Raw genomic sequence first — 16,469 nt, forward strand, 5'->3', positions numbered from 1 at the left:
CTCCTCCTCGTGATTGCTAGGACAATTCTGGCATAGGTAGTTGGGTAAGTGCGAACGCAGTTAGCTAAACTCAGATAAAGAGAGTTTGAAAACAGTTAGGGAGACAGTGCTCGAACAGGAAATCGGCGGATACAAGGTGCTTAAGGCCTTGGGCGCAGGGGGGATGGCTTCGGTTTATCAAGCTGAATCTTCCGATGGGCGCGAAGTCGCGCTGAAGTTCTTGCACCCGCAGATTGCTAACGATCCCAATGCTCGCAAACGTCTGCAACGCGAGGCTGATGCGATTAACCGAGTCAGCTCCTCTGGGGTAGCGAAAGTTTTTGAGGTAAACACCGCCGGGCAAACCCCGTATGTGGCTATGGAACTGATTCGGGGGATCACGATTGCCGAGGACGTCAGTGCCAATGGTACTTGGGATTTGCCTGACTTGATTGACTTGGCGCAATGGTTAGCAAAAATATTGGAGGAGCTACACCGTGCCGGGGTGGTTCATCGCGATATTAAACCAGCTAATATTATGCTTGCGAAGCAAGGGCCGGTTTTGATTGATTTTGGGATTTCTCAAACTCCAGGTGCCGAACGTTTGACCGCAACCGGACTGGTCACCGGTACTCCCGGCTATATTTCGCCGCAGCTTATCCACGGTGAGGATGCGCGCCCGCGCGATGACTGGTGGGCTTGGCTGTGCGTGTTGCTCTATTGCATCAGTGGCCGTCCGCCTTTTGGTTCTGGTCCCATCGAGGTAGTTTTAGGGCGCATAAATACTGGTAAAGCTGAATTGTCCGAATTGCCGCAGCCGCTTCAACGGGTTTTTCAGGCCGGTTTTCAGGTGGATCCGGAGCGGCGAGCAACTCCCGACCAGCTAATCGCGGCTTTCGGGGCGGTTAATGAGGGGAAAGATCCCGCTGATTACTTGCCGGAAGATTCTTACCTGACGGATGATCCTGGTTTTGCGCGGGCAGGGACCACAGCTTTGGACACAGCGAATGTTGGTGCAGCCGATCCGGGGCCGCCTCCTCCCAGTTTTCCGCCTGCTTCTCAACACCGAGGGGAAGCAGAGCCCAGTTCCGCACCCTCAGCTTCAGGTCAAGCTAATCGGCTTTATCCTCCGGCTCCCCCCGAAAATGCCAGTCCGGCCGGTTATCAGGTGGCGTCCGCGGGTAACTATGCAAGTAACTATCCGGGGGGCGGCGTAGATCCGAGGGTGCAGCCGTCGGCGCCTGGCTACGGTGCAGTCGCCGAAGGGGCTCTCGGGGGCGGGGTGCCTGCGCAGTGGGAGCCACGCTATATCCCCAATAAGTTACCTAACGCCTGGTTGTCTTGTTTGGCCTTAATGCTGTCCTTATCGCTGGCTACCGAAGTATTTGCGCTAAAAAATAATTTGCATGCACCGCTGCCAGTATCCCTGAGTACGGTAGTTCCGACTGCCTTAGTGGCCTTTTGCGGTCTGTTTGGGGCGTTTAGGGCGCGGATGCGAGATGCGCAACTGGCTTCGGGAATGGTTACTCCGCCCAGTGCGGCGCTCAAAGCCCAACCATTATGGGCGCCGCTACATGGAGTAATAGTGGTGACCATACTGGTGGGGGTGGGCGTGACCCTAATAGGAGAGTACGGGGATGTGCTCTTATTGGAACCTGCACAGCGGATTTTGCCCGAGGGCTGGCGCGAACAACAGGCGGTTTATCGGGTGCTGCTCTACCTGGCGTATTCGCTGTTTGCCACGATAGTGGCGTTTTTTTCTCGTTCCTTCAGAGTGGGGTTTGGCTCTATGGTGCGCCTGATCGGGGGAGCTGGTGCCCGTCTGTTTTGGGGGGTAGTGGCACTGGCAGTCAGCATAGGCGCCGAATATATGGTGGTAAATTTCCTTTGGTAGCCTGATTAGCCCGGGTTGCGGTGATCAAAGCCCGGATAGGGTGGGAGCTAAGCCCGTCCTCGTTTATGCTTGTAACAGAAAATCTGGAAAGTCGCAGGAAAGTAGCAGCGGAATAGTAATGGCACAGAAAAAAGGTAAAATGCAGGCCGCTAAGGCCAAAGGTTCATCGAAGAATGAAAAAAATCGGCAACAAAAAGTTTGGAAACAGGTAGAGGCACAAAGGGAAGCCGCGCGGCGCAAGCAAACCCGTAAACGTGCCATAATCGCGATAGTCGCGGTGCTGGTGGTAGCGGCGGTCGCTCTCGCCGGATACCTGGTTGCCCAGAGCGGAAATGATAAAACTAATGGGGATGTGCTTTCTGGTCAGCGCCCAGAAAAAATCGCTGCCCTGTCGGGTAAGGAAGCAGTTAATGCGGCGCAGGGGATTTTGGTTGGTAAACCGGGGGTCTATAAAGCCGAATCCGGAGTACCTACTATCGAGATGTGGTATTCCTATGGATGCCCGTCTTGCCTGGGGTTAGAGCACCAGTTGGGGGAGCAGATTATGGCTTTGGCTACCGAAGGTAAAGCCAATCTGGTGTTACATACGGTGATGACTCACGCCTTGCCCTGGACAGTGATTGCTGGCGACGCTTCCATGCTGGTAGCTATGGAGCAGCCAGACAAAGCGCTGGCCTTCCATCAAGCGTTGGTTGATACTGGATATAAGGTGATGTTTGCCAAAGGAGAGGAAGCCGGCTGGAAAGATCAAGGAAATTCCACGCTGATGGCGGATCCGAACAAGTCACTGGAGAAGATCAAGGAAGTTGCCAAGAAGGTCGGGGTTAAAGACGAGATTATTAGCTCCTTTAAGGCCGAGACCCAATCTGCACTACTTGAGAAGTGGCAAAAGCAATGGGCAGATGCTGCGGGTAAGCAAACCCAGCAGGTCGGCACTCCGATGTTTGCCTCCAATGGAAAGGTGGTCGAAAAGCCGTACAAGAATGACGGTACTTTGGACGAGGACGCGCTACTGGGTAAATAGCAGCGGTTTTGTTCATTGATAAAAGACATGGCAAACTAAAGGCGTCGTCTTTTTCGAAGACGTTAGGGTAGTGCTGATTGAAGCGCTTCCTAAGGCCGACTTAGCTCAGTTGGTAGAGCAGCTGTCTTGTAAACAGCAGGTCATCGGTTCGAGCCCGATAGTCGGCTCCACTTAGAGGTGGTTGTTTTTGCTGGGGCAGGTTATGATTCTGGTATTTTTCCCATTAAGAGGGAAACCTGCTGTCGGGTAAGTTTCCTGACTCGCCTGGGATTTAGTACCTGTGTGAGAAATAGTCCAATATCGGGACATTTTTGTCTATCAGGTAGTTCCCGATACCGGTTTCTATATGACCACGTTTCAAATCTTCTGGTATTGATTTAAGAGGAAACGCTAGCACGAAGCTTCTGTCCCACGATTGCTTGAGCTTATGAATGATGATTCCTGACGTGGTTCGTTTACAAAAATGGTTTTCTTCGTCCTTTGGAATGTCAAAATTGATATCGTTACTTGTCGCTACCACTCCCAGGAAACCTCGGTCGGTGAATTTCATCCACACCAAGTCTTGACAGTTTCCTCCCGAGTCACATATTGGTGAGTACAGATTTTCCTCCAGATAATCTTCAATCTCGTCATTGGTTAATTCGGGCGGAATTTCTATTCTGGGGGATTCAACTTTCGGCATCCCTAAAACTGATAGAAACTCATTCGTATATTTAGCAATCTGTTCTGGCGAGACGGGCGTCCGATCGGCTTGGTTGCGAGCCTCGACAATTCGGCAGGCATTTTCACCACCCGAGCGAACGGAGGCCTTTTTTCCCATGGGTCTATAGGTGTTGCCTATGAACTTTTTTCTAGCATCCTCGGCAGATAGTATATTTTGTCCACTCATCTTCTAAAAATATCAGCTAGCTGAGAAAGCGGTAGTATCTTGCCGGGTTCCCGTGAGTACTCCCTAGCCATTTCTCATTATTCAGTTGAGTGGGAGAGGTAGCGCAGCAAGAATGATTCATATGCATAAGAGCGGCGGATAGCGATAATCACTCATAGTGACTTAGAACGCGTCAAAGTCGTGGTGCTTATATCAGCATCGGAGAATATTCATTTTTGAAGATTGTTTGGGACAAATCGTAGCTTACGGGCGTTGACGATTATTGCTCGATTTTAAAAAGCTTCGGTCTTCTACGCGGTAAAAATTGGGTTAAACAGGAGAAACGTAAAAAATAAACCCTACAACTTAACGTTGCTTAACTCCCAGTCCTGATGTGATTATGAGCATAAGCGTCCAAAAAGGTCTCAGCAAAGAAGCGAGCCTTGGGCGTTACAAGGAGAAATGCATGAGGGTTAATGAGAACCGTAGTAGGGCTACCCGCGGATCGGCATCTGATATCGCCCAGGTGTTGGGAGTGTCGAAGGCAGCGGTCTCCTATGCATTAAATGGGAAGCCCGGAATCTCTGATGAAACCCGGCGGTCAATAATCGAATTGGCACGTGCTTACGGCATAGAAGTACCCGAACGTGCTACAAATATGCACACTATCCCCTCGTTGGTAGGTTTGGTACTTGCGGATCTTTCCAACCCGTTTTACCAGGAGCTAGGCGTTGCTGTGGCAGAGGTCGCTCGGTCACATAATCTAAACACGCTGTTAGCTCATACCGGCGACCGTCCTAAAGATTTGCTCTCGACCGTGCAAACCATGACTCAGCATGGAGTTAATGGAATCATTCTTACCGCAACGCAAGATGGTGATGCTTCGGTAGCTCGCCTATTGCGCAATGCAAACCTGCCTTATGTGCAGGTATCACGCAAAATGCCAACAGTACGTGCAGCTTTTGTGGGAATAGATAACAAGAACGCGGCAAAAGATATGGCTCTACATATGGTGAGCCACGGATATAAGAAGATAGCGCTGGCTATTGGTCCCCGGAGCTCTTCGGCTTCAAACGAGCGTCATGTTGGGTATCTTGAAGGTCTAATCGAAAGCGGATTATCCACCCCTACTGAGTGGATTGTGCGTACCGATCTGGGAACTGGGGGCGGGTATAACGCCGCAAAACATTTTCGTTCGCTAAAACGTGGGTTACCAGAGGCAATTCTGTGTGGCTCAGATGCCATTGCTTTCGGAATAATAGAGGATTTTAACGCTCATGGTATTAGCGTTCCTGACGACGTCGCTGTGGGAGGTTTTGATGGTGTTACCCCAGCGGTATGGCCAGGATTTTCACTTACCACTATCGTGCAACCAATTCGTGCGATGGCGGATCAAGCTGTGGTGCAGCTAGAAAACCTGATGCGTAACGAGCGTGTCAAGCAAACGGACATCGTATGTCCATATGAACTACATATCGGCAATTCTTGCCGGTGTCGCCCTATTTAATCTGATGAAAGGTATAAGAATAATGGATTCGATATCGCTAAACGGCAGGGTTGCGGTAGTAACCGGAGCCTCGCAGGGGATTGGTAAAGGCATCGCGCTAAAACTTGCGCAGCGCGGCGCTACCGTGGTTGTTGTAGATATTAATGGCGAGGCTGCCAAGGTGGTGGCTGAACAGTGTGGAGGCAAGTCACGATCCATTGCATTGAATGTTGCCGATCGTGAAGCTGTGGATGCCGCTATCGAGCAGGTGATTGCTGAACTGGGCAAGATTGACATCCTGGTAAATAACGCCGGAATCAACCGTGACGGCATGCTTCATAAGATGACCGATGACATGTGGGATGTGGTGCTCGCAGTAGATCTTTCTGCCGTTTTCTACTTGTGTCGCAAGGTAGGAGCCCATATGCGTGAAAACCAGTATGGGCGCATTTGTAACGTGGCCTCCGAATCTTGGCAAGGAAACGTGGGGCAAACTAACTACGCAGCAGCAAAAGGTGGAGTTGTCTCCCTAACCCGCTCTATATCCAAGGAGCTGGGGTTCAAGAATGTGACCGCCAATGCAATTGCTCCTGGTTTTATTGAAACAGATATGACCTGCAAGCTTAAGGAAATTCCTTCACGTGCTGGATTCGAGAACCTCTATGAAGAGCAAGTCGCAAAGGTGTCCCTCAAGCGTGCCGGAAAACCAGAGGATGTAGCCAATCTGGTTGCGTTCCTGGTATCTGACGATGCCTCCTACCTGACCGGTGAAACCATTCGCATCGGAGGGGGATACAAGCTATGAGCTTTAAACAAGTGACGCCCGAAGAAGTAGCATCACTGATTCCGAACGGGGCTACTGTAGCTGCCGATGGTTTCACCATGATGAGCGTAGCTGATGAAATCTATGCGCATATCGAACAGTCATTCTTAGAAAAAGGTACCCCGAATAATTTGACATTCGTACATGCAGCTGGGCAGTCGAACCGAGTGGATGGGCTAGCTCGCCTGGCACACCCAAAATTACTAAAACGCGTAGTGGGTCCACACTGGGGGCTAAACCCGCCTATGGCAAACCTCTTGGGTGAAGACGAGGTAGAAGCTATTTGCTTACCTCAAGGTCAAATATCCACGCTGTATCGCACGATAGCAGCCGGTAGGCCGGGTCAGCTTTCTACTGTGGGATTAGGTACTTTCATTGATCCACGGCTGGATGGGGGGCGAATTAACGATTCTGCCCGCGCGGTCACAGCTCCTGATGAGTATGTGGAACTGGTGGAAATAGATGGTAAGGAATATCTGTTCTACAAGTCTTTCCCGATTGACGTGGCGATTATACGGGGAACGAAGATAGATCCAGATGGAAACATATCGCAAGAAGACGACGTGACAATCCTGGATTCACTGGCAATTGCGCAATCTGTTCATAATAATGGCGGAATCGTAATTGCCCAGGTGAAGGAGCTTGTGGAGCGTGGTGACATTCCGGCTCGTCTGGTGAATGTTCCCGGTGTGCTGGTGGATTACGTTATGGTGACTTCTGATCCAGCGAAATACCACAAGCAAACTAACTCCGCGATTGAGGTAAATATGGATCTGATCACGGGGTATGCCTCTTCTGAGGAACTGGCAAAGTCCATCCTTGCCCACGAGGTGGAACCAGTTCGGGTACGCATTGGGGAGAGGGGCGCAAAGCTGGTACGCGACGGAGACATTATTAATCTGGGTACCGGTCTCCCCGGTGACTCCATAGGTCGGGCGCTCGCGGTTAGCGGTAAGCTCGCCAAAGTTACCTTAACGGTGGAGTCCGGCACATACGGAGGTGTCCCGTTAGGGGGAGTGGACTTTGGGTGTGCAATTCATCCTGCAGCTATTATCAGCCATCCGCAACAGTTCGATTTTTACAACGGTGGCGGCGTGGACATCACCTACATGGGTGTGGGGCAAGTAGATGGTAAAGGCAATATTAACGTTTCGGCTTTCGGTGGCAAAGCCATCGGCTGCGGTGGCTTCATGGACATTGTGGACGGTGCGAAACGAATCTGCTTCCTGATGATTGCCGATTCGAAACATCCCAAGTGGGTAGATGAAGTAGACCAATTAACTTTCTACGGTGCTGCCGCCCTAGATAAAGGGCAAGAAGTCTACTTAGCTTCTGAACATTACATGGTGCAACTAACCACCGAAGGCTGGAAGATTCTCGAGGTTGATGACAATGACGCTGCTCGCCAAGCAGCGGCGCTTATTCATACGACGCGTTAAGTAAAACACTGGATTCCGCGAAGGCGGGAGCGGTTCTATTAGGAAAGGTAAACAATTGGAAAAAATAATCATTATTGAGGGCGCAAGGACTGCAATCGGTACATTTGCTGGTTCCCTGTCCACTACGCCTAATCACGTCATGGGGGCAACCGCGATGAAGGCGGCGGTGGAACGTTCTGGCGTTCCCATGGATGCAATTGATGAAGTAGTGGTTGGCTGCGTGGGACAAGTAGGCGGGGATGCCTTCTTGGCACGCCGAATTTCCTTAGAGGCGGGAGTACGCGAAGAGTCCACTGCTTTTACAGTAAATAGGTTATGTGGATCGGGGTTGCAGGCAGTTCAATCTGCTGCGCTTGAACTGCGTGCTGGAGATTCGAAATTCGTAGTTGCCGGTGGTTCCGAAAATATGTCGAATCAGCCCTTTATGGATTTTCAGGCGCGTAACGGCTGGCGCACTGGAAACCATACCTTGGTTGATGGAACCATGTCGCTAGTAACCGATCCTTTTGGTGGTTACCCGATGGGTGTTACCGCAGAAAATGTAGCGGATAAATTCGATATTTCCCGCACGGATCAAGATGCTTTTGCAGCACGTTCACAAAGGTTAGCCGCAAAAGCTCAAGCTGACGGTATGTTCCAAGATGAGATTGTGGACATCACAGTTAAGGAACGTAAGTCGGAGCGTGTGTTTAACACCGATGAGCATTTGCGTCCCACCTCCAACGAGGAGAAATTGGCCAAACTACGTCCTGCTTTCCGCAAAGGTGGATCCGTTACCGCCGGTAATTCCTCCGGCATTAACGATGCGGCTGCGATGCTGGTGATGACCACTGAATCTATTGCTAAGGCGGAAGGTTTAAAGCCGATTGGTGAGCTGGTTAGTTTTGCAAAGGCAGGTTTGGCTCCCGAAATTATGGGTTTTGCTCCAGCATTGGCGATTCCCCGCGCTCTAGAGAAGGCCGGACTAACTCTTTCCGACATTGATTGGATTGAACTCAACGAAGCTTTCGCTGCTCAAGCTTTGGCAGTAATCCGTGACCAGGATTTGGATATGGATAAGACTAATCCGCTGGGTGGCGCGATTGCGCTTGGACACCCGGTTGGAGCTACCGGTTCCATCCTGACCCTACGCACCCTGTACAACCTGCGCCGCACGAACACCGAATTTGGCATGGTAACCATGTGCATTGGTGGCGGTCAAGGGGTAGCAGCAGTATTCCGTGCATTATAAAGGAGTTCCTAATGAAAATATCAAAGGTGATAGATCTAAAACCCAATCTGGGTGAAGGCCCTATATGGGATGTTAAAAACCAAGAGCTGTGGTGGATTGATTCTCAAGATGGAAGGTTGTTCCGACACAACGAAGACACCAGCAATCTACGAGTTTGGGACGTACGGGAAAAAATTGGTTCCATGGCGTTGTATCAAGATGGAAAGTCGGTTCTGCTAGCGCTGCAAACTGGACTTTACAAGTACAATCTGGAGGCTGATAAAGCTGAATTAATTTCAGATCCAGAACCTGAATATCCAAAGAATCGGCTCAACGACGGAAAGGTAGATTTCCGCGGACGTTTTGTTTTCGGATCGATGGATACCATGGAAGAAGCCCCGACTGGTCGTCTGTATTCCTATGAAGAGGGCAAAGAACTACGGGTGCTTGACGAAGGAATCATTTGTTCGAATGGTCCTTGCTGGTCACCTGATGGATCAATCTTCTATTTTGCAGATACCTGGACCGGGGACATCTGGGCGTACGACTACGATTTGGAAACTGGTGACGTTTCTAACCGACGAGTGTTTGCGACCGTGGATCAGTCGGATGGGGGAGCATGCGATGGAATGACCGTTGACGCTGAAGGATTCGTCTGGCAAGCACACGTGTATGCGGGAAAGCTGAATCGTTACGATCCCGATGGAAAACTGGAACGCCAAATTGAAATGCCGGTAAAGAAAGTTACCTGTCCGGTATTTGGTGGGGCGAATTTAGATCGGCTTTTTGTCACCACCATGGCACGCCCTCCGCTTCCCCGTTTCCCCGAAGACGGTGCTGCGCGCGGAACCTTGTATGTGATTGATGATCTTGGAATTAAAGGCTACGAGACTCCTCGGTTTGGGAAATAAGGAGAAGAAATGAAACATAATCGAATCAGCCGCGGTTCTGCGCCTCTTAGCCTTATCCCGAAAGGATCTTGGGTTGCCCTTGGCGTAACCTGGGTTATTTGGGCTATTAACGCTTTCGATCGCGAAGTAATACTTCGCCTTGGTCCAGTGATATCTCACCACTTCAAGCTAAGTCCGGAACAATGGGGAACAATCACTGCGATTATTATGTTCTCACTCGCGATATTACCCATTGTTGCTTCGCGTATGAGCGACAAACACGGTGTGGGGTGGAAGAGAGCAGCTTTCCAGGTGCCTCTGGTAATCGGCTATAACCTTATCTCAGCCTTCACTGGAATAAAAGCGATTGCACATAGTCTAACTGTATTTATTGCCCTGCGTATCGGAGTAAATCTGGGCGCAGGCGCAGGCGAACCTATCGGTATTTCTAACACTACAGAATGGTGGCCAAAGGAACGTCGCGGATTCGCGTTAGGCGTACATCACACGGGTTACCCAATTGGAGCGTTGTTCTCCGGTCTGGCTGTAGCTTGGATCTTAAAGACATTCGGCGATGAAAACTGGATGTATGTATTCTTCATAGGTCTAATCGTGTCCGTACCAGTGATGCTTTTCTGGCACTGGTATTCTACTCGTGACCGTATCGTTGCTACTTACAAAGAAATCGAAGCTAACGGTATGACTGTTCCGATAGATCCGGAGCAGGAAGCAAACCACGCAGATGCCGAAGATGCTGTTGGTAAGTGCTTACGTAATAGCATTGTGATGTTGACTTCCGGAACCACTATGCTTACGCAAATTGTTTACATGGGCATTAATTATGTATTGCCACTGTATCTTGCCAACATTATGGGTCTCGATTTCTCTCGGGCAGCTGCCTACTCAATCGTATTTACGATTACAGGTGCTTTGGGGCAGATTTTCTGGCCCTCACTGTCTGATTATCTGGGACGCCGCACGACAATTGTGTTATGTGGTATTTGGATGGCTGTTGGTGTTGGAGGCTTCTACTTTGTGCGTAGCATGGCGTTCTACATCTTCTTGCAGCTTTTCTTCGGTCTAGTAGCGAACGCTGTATGGCCGGTGTACTACGCTGCGGCAACGGATAATGCCCCCGATGGTGCTCACGGTACCGCAAACGGGTTCATAACTACCGCAATGTTCATTGGAGGGGGTCTCGCACCGCTGCTGATGGGATGGCTTATTGCTCTAGGGGGAGGCTGGGAGGCCGCCGCTGGATACAATTTCACCTTCCTCTTCATGGCGGCATGTGCAATCTTAGGTGTGCTTCTCCAGCTCTTTATCCCTAAGGGTGCCTTGGAGTCTCACCAGCAGGATGCCTAATCATTCCCGATGAGTAATAGCATCTAGGTACTAACAATCGCTGGTGGGGTAGCCGCTTTAAGCCCGGCTACCCCATCACTCAGCAATCGGAGTAGCAATGAAATTTATTCTAGCGCCAGATTCATTCAAGGGAACCATGACCGCAGCTACTGTCGCAGCCACCATGAGTGCCGGGGTTCGTGATGTGTTTCCTGATGCCGAATGTATCGAGGTTCCTATGGCTGATGGTGGCGAGGGGACCACCCGATCCTTAGTTGATGCGCTAGGCGGTGAAATGCGTACTGCCGAAGTTAGCGATGCGCTAGGGCGCCCTAGAACCGCGCACTTTGGGTGGATTGCAGCAAAAAAACTCGCGGTTGTCGAAATTGCTGAAGCTGCCGGTATCGAGCATTTAGCCGTAGAAGAGTTAGATCCTCATCAAGCCACTACCGTGGGAGTAGGACAGCTTCTCAAACACATACTTGACCTTTCTCCCACTCAGGTGATTATCGGTTTAGGTGGGTCTGCTACCAATGATGGTGGATGGGGGATGGCATATGAACTAGGTGCCATTGTTAAGAATGGTTCTGGTAATCCGATTGAAAGTCGCGCGCTAGCCTTGGCCGATGCGGCTAGCCTTGATGTTAGCAACATCAGTAAACGATGGCAGGAAATAGAGGTAACCCTGGCATGCGATGTTGATAACCCGCTAACGGGAGAACGAGGCGCCACCGCAATTTTTGGTCCACAAAAAGGGGTGCAGCCTGAAGAAATCTCCATATTCGATGCGGCTTTAGCGCAATGGGGAAACCTGCTAGATGAAACCTGTGGTCGCACTATTAGTAAAAATCCTGGCGCGGGAGCCGCGGGTGGTCTAGGTGCAGCGCTTATGGCTTTGCTGGGAGCCAAACCGCAGCCTGGGATAGATGTGGTAATCAGTGCCGTCAGTTTAAAGGAGCAATTGGTGGGGGCAGATTTCGTATTTACCGGAGAAGGCTCCATGGATTCTCAAACAAAATTTGGAAAAACCCCGTGGGGGGTTATGCTCGCTGCTCGCAAACAGGGGCTTCCCGCTATTGCGTTTACCGGTAACTTAGGGCGCGACGTTGAGTCGCTGCATGAAAATGGCTTTGCCGCCATTGTCCCCACAGTTCGCGAGGTGGGTAGCCTAAAAGATGCTCTCGCAAAAGCTCAACCGACGTTACGTGAGTCGGTGCGGATGACCTGCCGAATACTTGCCGCTGCCAGACAGACTAAAAAAATTTTGAACAGTCCAATCCCTTTGGACTTGGACTAGCAATATCTAATCGCAGTGAGGTCACGTTTGATTTGCTATCCAAACTGCAAAATATAAGGAGTAAAAATGATTTCCGGACAAGCCCTTTGGCCGAAAAATATGGTGCAAGATTTGCAGCCAGTTGAGGTATACGGGCGAACGGTTCAAACCTATGTACCTGGTCCTGCTTCACTTTATGAAACTCTAGAAAATACCGCGCAACGGTTCGCCAGTAAGGTGGCAGTTTTTGCTGAGGACGGTAACCGTTTCACTTTCTCTGAAGTCAAGCAGCTAACCGACCAGTTCGCGGCCTATTTGCACACAGAATACAAAATTGGTCCCGGAAACCGGATAGGGGTATTGCTGGACAACGGAATTGACTTTATTACCTCTTTCTACGCTAGCAACCGGCTAGGCGCCATCATAGTGCCGCTCCCTGGTAAATTCCGTCGGGCAGAAATCGACGCTTTGGTGGCTCGCGCCAACTTAGATTTAGTCATTTGTCATCCTGAGCAAGCTGTTTGGTTTGAGGATAAGCCAGCAGTTACCACCTCCTCTAACACCTGTGCTTGCGGGTTACCTTTGAATAGTGAGAAGGGGGAGTTAGACCCGAAAACAGTGCTGGCAGAGGTTCCGCTTCCGGGAATCGAGCAGGATTCCATCCTGTTATTTACTTCGGGAACCACATCCCTATCCAAAGGTGTGCTGCTGACAAATATGAACGCAGTACATGCTGTGCGTTCTTATGAAAGGGTACTTGAGTTAACCAGCGATGACACTACTATTATCGCTGTTCCCATCTACCATGTAACCGGAATGATTGCCATCATTGGACTATTTATTTATTTGGGAGGTTCAATTCATATCCAGAAACGTATGGAAGGCAGACCGTTCGTTAAAGAAATTTTCACTTCTGAGGTTAGCTTTGTGCATGCCTCTCCTACGGTTTTCGCGTTGATGTTAGAAGAGCGTGATCGTTTTCCCGAACTTCCATCGGTGCAGAAGATGGCATGTGGCGCAGCCCATATGCCGGTATCGCGAATCAAAGAATTACACGAATGGATGCCGCAAATGCAGTTCCGTACGGTGTATGGGCTAACCGAAAGTTGCTCTCCTGCTTTCGTATTTCCCTGTGATGCGGCTGTCTCTCCTTACTTAGGATCCTCGGGATTACCCATCCCCGGACTAGAAGTTAAAATATGCGATGATTTTGGGGTTGAGTTACCTATTGGCGAGGTGGGCGAAATAAAAATGCGCGGAGCTAACATTGCTAGGCGCTATGACGAAATCGAAATTGATGCCTTGACTGCTGATGGTTGGCTAGCCACCGGTGATGTAGGGCGGGCCAATTCTCAGGGGTATATATACCTGATGGATCGCAAGAAAGACATGATTAACCGCGGTGGTGAAAAAATCTGGTGTATCGATGTGGAAGAAGAACTGCGTAGGCTAAACGTGATTGCAGATGCATCTGTGGTTGGAGTTCCCGACCCAGTCTATGGTGAAGTTGCTGCTGCTGCCGTGGTACTTGCGGATGGGGCAAACACAACTGAAACACAACTGAAACAAGAACTAAATAAGCGGTTGGCGCGCTACCAGGTTCCGGTATACTTCCGCCAGGTTTCTGCCATTCCGCTGACCGCTGGTTCGAAGGTGGATAAGAGCGCGGTACGAGCATTGTTTGTTTCTCTCTAAACTGATTTATTCTCTAGGTTTTCATGGAAACTGCCAAACTGTGAGTGAAATTTTAGCGCCGCTGCTGGCCTTTCCAGGTTACCGCGCGCACAAACTTACGGGATCACTTGCGGGTTATTGGTCGCTGCGAGTTAGTGGGAACTGGCGGTTGATTTTTCGATTCGTGGGTGAAGATGTGGAACTTGTTGATTATCTTGACTATCACTGAGGAGGGTTAGAGAGTATGGGTATGAAAAATCCGGTGTATCCCGGGGCGGTAATCCGGGAGGATTTCTTGAAGGAACTTGGTATTTCGGTGAGTGACGCCAGTCGTAAGTTGGGGGTGTCTCGAGTTGCCCTTTCGCGGGTTCTGAATGGGAAAGCGGCGTTAACCCCCAATCTGGCTTTGCGGCTGGAGTTTGCGGGAATCGGTAATGCCCGTCTATGGCTGGATATGCAGACTGCCTATGAGCTGGCCCAGGCTCGTAGTAAAGAGACTCCCAGGGTGGAGCCACTAGTCGCCCTCTAGCTTGTAGGGGGACATACGCATTTGAGCCTGTTGTCTGCTGGGAATCGGCGGCGCTACAATAGCGGGATTACCCTGGAGTGATAACAGCTGGTATTTAGCGGTAAATGTGGCGCCTATGCCCAATCTTTAGGGCATGTGGGTACAATAAAATCACCGCAAGCAAGATTTCTTGACGCACGCGAGCTTGTCAAGTAAACTTGCTTTGTGAGGTTTAAGGCGAGTGCTTTCAAACATGGATACACGCAAGCCCAAATCACCCACGCTATCCGCAACGCCTGGCGCATCCTCGACCTTGACGAAGGAGTAACCCTATTTCTGGGTCCTACCCCCGATGGACACATAATCGAAGTCCTTACCAACCGAGACGGAGACTGCTTTCACGCCATGACCGCCAGAACCAAATTCTTTCAGTAAGGAGCACCCATGATTACCGACACTAAACTCACCGACGAAGAATACGCCGCCAAGTTCACCCAAACCGACCCAGAAGAAACCGTGAAATCTGCCAAGGGAATCTGGGACGCTGACGCCTTCCGGGATATCCAGGTGGCTAGAGACCGTAAAGAACAAGCCGAACTGGAACTCACTCAAGCGGTAGCTAAAGCCCGGCAAGCCGGAATGACCTGGCAAGCAATCGGTGGACTGCTCGGAATGAGCAGACAGGGAGCTCAATCCTATTACCGGGCGAGAATCGCATAACACAGACATCACGCCACCTCAGATAAGTACGCTGTTGATGCCAACCTGGGTTTTTGTTCTGGGGTCAGAGGCTCTTGCTTTGTTTCTCATGGCTTTCCGGGTTGGGTAGCATTTTCCAAATCTTTCCGTGCTGGTGGTAGCGGTAGTGTGGGGGTTGCGTTATCGTCCTCCAGATGTAAAATCGCCCTCCCGAGTGAAGTTTAGAGGCGGATTAACAGGTGTATTAGCCGCCTGGGGAGGGTGATTATGTCTGGAGAGGGCGATTTTGTCTGGGGAGGGTGAAGGGGTGTTTGTGTCTGTTCTAGAACCGCAGTGGCTACCTTGTAAAACCGCAATGAAGGTGTTGTAGAACAGCAATAATAGAGTTGTAAAACCGCGACAGCTGTACTGTAAAACCGCAATGAAATGCCGTCTAAATCTCGATGACGTGCTACTGTCGGTTTGTGGTTGTCGATATGATTCCGTGAAATGCAAGGGTGTTAGCTGAAGAAATTTTATGTGACACTCCCGTGCTGACGGTGTCGGGTGCGCGCCAGGTGGGTAAGAGCACCTTAGTAACTCAACTGCTGCAAAATCGGAGTCATCGCTTACTCAACTTGGATAACGCCGCGCCCTTACGGGCCGCACAGGCGGATCCTGACGGTTTTGTGCGCCAGTTCCCGGAAGGAACCGTGGCAATCTGAGAAAAATTGCCTCGCAGGGATCCTCAGAATTTGTTGCGGCGCACGCTGGCAGGGAACTGAACATTCCAGAGCGGAGCCTTCCCGGGGATCTTAATGCTTTAAAGGACGTGTTCTTGATTGATGTATTACCAGCTTGGGGTACTAATCTAATCCGGCGAGTGATTTCGAAGCCAAAAGTTTTCCTGCAAGATTCTACGATGGCTGCCAGCTTGGTAGGTGTAGATGCCGAGTCTCTAGAAATGCAGATTTCCAGTTCCTTTACCGGTGGGCTACTGGAATCTTTCGTAGCCACTGAACTTTTGAAACAACGAGAGTGGTCAGCGGTACCTTTTAACTTGTTCCACTTCCGGGACTCTACCGGGAAAGTGGTCGATTTGGTTATGGAGTCACGCAGTCGCGAGGTAGTAGGGGTAGAGGTCAAGGCGGCAGTCAGTTTGCAGGGTAAAGATTTTTCTGGATTGCGTCACTTACAAAAGTTAGCCGGTAATAAGTTTAGCTGTGGAATCCTGCTGTATGCCGGAAAAGAATCCCTACCGATGGGACCGGGGCTTTGGGCAATGCCTATCTCGACACTTTGGAGCGTTTAGTCGCCTGGGGAGGGCGATTAAAGTGCCGGTAAAAGTGACTAAACTTGACCAGCCCCAGTGATAC

At 50.4% G+C, this 16,469-nt stretch carries 17 protein-coding genes and 1 tRNA gene; 17 read left to right on the forward strand and 1 reads right to left on the reverse strand.

Annotation, left to right across the window (positions count from 1 at the left end; all coding sequences use genetic code 11):
- Positions 1-106 precede the first annotated feature (106 nt).
- From ACZ5BI_RS02385 to ACZ5BI_RS02395, 3 genes are all read left to right on the forward strand, one after another.
- A complete protein-coding gene (locus ACZ5BI_RS02385) occupies positions 107-1,873 on the forward strand; it encodes a serine/threonine-protein kinase (RefSeq protein WP_464896548.1) in 1,767 nt (588 codons plus the stop codon).
- A gap of 118 nt (positions 1,874-1,991) precedes the next feature.
- A complete protein-coding gene (locus ACZ5BI_RS02390; RefSeq protein ID WP_464896549.1) occupies positions 1,992-2,897 on the forward strand; it encodes a DsbA family protein in 906 nt (301 codons plus the stop codon).
- A gap of 94 nt (positions 2,898-2,991) precedes the next feature.
- Positions 2,992-3,067, forward strand: a tRNA-Thr gene (locus ACZ5BI_RS02395).
- Between the two features lie 101 nt (positions 3,068-3,168).
- Here ACZ5BI_RS02395 and ACZ5BI_RS02400 read toward each other — a convergent pair.
- A complete protein-coding gene (locus tag ACZ5BI_RS02400; protein WP_464896550.1) occupies positions 3,169-3,786 on the reverse strand; it encodes a hypothetical protein in 618 nt (205 codons plus the stop codon).
- 445 nt (positions 3,787-4,231) lie between these two features.
- Between ACZ5BI_RS02400 and ACZ5BI_RS02405 the strand changes: the two genes are divergently transcribed.
- The 14 genes from ACZ5BI_RS02405 to ACZ5BI_RS02470 all read left to right on the forward strand — a co-directional run bounded on the left by ACZ5BI_RS02405 (position 4,232) and on the right by ACZ5BI_RS02470 (position 16,405).
- Positions 4,232-5,272 carry a LacI family DNA-binding transcriptional regulator gene (locus ACZ5BI_RS02405; protein WP_316087074.1) on the forward strand — a complete coding sequence of 347 codons (1,041 nt, stop codon included), beginning with the start codon at positions 4,232-4,234 and terminating at the stop codon, positions 5,270-5,272.
- Positions 5,229-6,056 (forward strand): SDR family oxidoreductase, encoded by an 828-nt coding sequence (locus ACZ5BI_RS02410; RefSeq protein ID WP_464896551.1) that lies wholly within the window; start codon positions 5,229-5,231, stop codon positions 6,054-6,056. Before ACZ5BI_RS02405 ends, ACZ5BI_RS02410 begins: the two co-directional genes overlap by 44 nt.
- The gene (locus ACZ5BI_RS02415) at positions 6,053-7,513 is read left to right on the forward strand and encodes a CoA-transferase (RefSeq protein ID WP_464896552.1); all 1,461 of its coding nucleotides are present in this window, start codon (positions 6,053-6,055) and stop codon (positions 7,511-7,513) included. The genes ACZ5BI_RS02410 and ACZ5BI_RS02415 overlap by 4 nt, the downstream gene beginning before the upstream one ends.
- 55 nt (positions 7,514-7,568) lie before the next feature.
- Positions 7,569-8,744, forward strand: coding sequence for a thiolase family protein (locus tag ACZ5BI_RS02420; protein WP_464896553.1), 1,176 nt, complete (start codon positions 7,569-7,571; stop codon positions 8,742-8,744).
- 11 nt (positions 8,745-8,755) lie between these two features.
- Positions 8,756-9,634, forward strand: a complete 879-nt coding sequence (locus tag ACZ5BI_RS02425; protein WP_316691479.1) for an SMP-30/gluconolactonase/LRE family protein — start codon at positions 8,756-8,758, stop codon at positions 9,632-9,634.
- 9 nt (positions 9,635-9,643) lie between these two features.
- Positions 9,644-10,978: an MFS transporter gene (locus ACZ5BI_RS02430; protein ID WP_464896554.1), complete on the forward strand. Its 1,335-nt coding sequence runs from the start codon at positions 9,644-9,646 to the stop codon at positions 10,976-10,978.
- 97 nt (positions 10,979-11,075) lie between these two features.
- Positions 11,076-12,254: a glycerate kinase gene (locus ACZ5BI_RS02435; protein ID WP_464896555.1), complete on the forward strand. Its 1,179-nt coding sequence runs from the start codon at positions 11,076-11,078 to the stop codon at positions 12,252-12,254.
- A gap of 66 nt (positions 12,255-12,320) precedes the next feature.
- Positions 12,321-13,928, forward strand: coding sequence for a class I adenylate-forming enzyme family protein (locus tag ACZ5BI_RS02440; RefSeq protein ID WP_464896556.1), 1,608 nt, complete (start codon positions 12,321-12,323; stop codon positions 13,926-13,928).
- Between the two features lie 40 nt (positions 13,929-13,968).
- Positions 13,969-14,136 carry a type II toxin-antitoxin system RelE/ParE family toxin gene (locus ACZ5BI_RS02445; RefSeq protein WP_464896557.1) on the forward strand — a complete coding sequence of 56 codons (168 nt, stop codon included), beginning with the start codon at positions 13,969-13,971 and terminating at the stop codon, positions 14,134-14,136.
- 15 nt (positions 14,137-14,151) lie between these two features.
- Positions 14,152-14,436 (forward strand): HigA family addiction module antitoxin, encoded by a 285-nt coding sequence (locus tag ACZ5BI_RS02450; RefSeq protein WP_316086760.1) that lies wholly within the window; start codon positions 14,152-14,154, stop codon positions 14,434-14,436.
- Between the two features lie 204 nt (positions 14,437-14,640).
- On the forward strand, positions 14,641-14,850 hold the full coding sequence (locus ACZ5BI_RS02455) for a hypothetical protein (RefSeq protein WP_464896558.1): 210 nt from the start codon (positions 14,641-14,643) through the stop codon (positions 14,848-14,850).
- A 9-nt stretch (positions 14,851-14,859) separates the two neighbouring features.
- Positions 14,860-15,135 (forward strand): hypothetical protein, encoded by a 276-nt coding sequence (locus tag ACZ5BI_RS02460; RefSeq protein ID WP_464896559.1) that lies wholly within the window; start codon positions 14,860-14,862, stop codon positions 15,133-15,135.
- A 476-nt stretch (positions 15,136-15,611) separates the two neighbouring features.
- A complete protein-coding gene (locus ACZ5BI_RS02465; protein ID WP_464896560.1) occupies positions 15,612-15,818 on the forward strand; it encodes an AAA family ATPase in 207 nt (68 codons plus the stop codon).
- 56 nt (positions 15,819-15,874) lie between these two features.
- Complete coding sequence (locus ACZ5BI_RS02470; RefSeq protein ID WP_464896812.1) at positions 15,875-16,405, forward strand: DUF4143 domain-containing protein; 531 nt, start codon at positions 15,875-15,877, stop codon at positions 16,403-16,405.
- The last annotated feature ends 64 nt before the right edge of the window (positions 16,406-16,469 follow it).

The organism is Varibaculum sp. GTC20041 (assembly GCF_055387755.1).